Origin of the sequence: Paraburkholderia sp. SIMBA_027, from assembly GCF_046535315.1 — a bacterium.
GTDB lineage: Bacteria > Pseudomonadota > Gammaproteobacteria > Burkholderiales > Burkholderiaceae > Paraburkholderia > Paraburkholderia tropica.
Genome location: NZ_JAWRWY010001417.1, coordinates 1 through 243, shown reverse-complemented (window position 1 = coordinate 243; position 243 = coordinate 1). Strand labels below are relative to the sequence as shown.

Below are 243 nucleotides of genomic sequence, written 5' to 3'. Positions count from 1 at the left end.
AGCAACGTCTGGCCAAACTGGATCAGCGTCTCCACGGCCGTGACGGCCCGTTGATGCATGACACTGAACCGATACGGCGGCACCTCTTGCGCCAGCAAACGCCCGGCACCGCCGGCGGCCGCGCCCTGGCCAAAAGCCGACAGCAGGTCCTTGGGGTCCAGCGGTTTGGCGAACAGCCCCAGCGACAACGGTTTGCCATCCAGCGTGCGGTTATTACGCAGGTTGCGCAGCCGTGATTCGACG

Annotated in this window: 1 protein-coding gene; it reads right to left on the bottom strand. The window is 65.0% G+C overall.

Annotation, left to right across the window (positions count from 1 at the left end; all coding sequences use genetic code 11):
- The coding region (locus SB764_RS43860) for a hypothetical protein (protein WP_410867290.1) at positions 1-243 on the bottom strand (243 nt) is incomplete at both ends.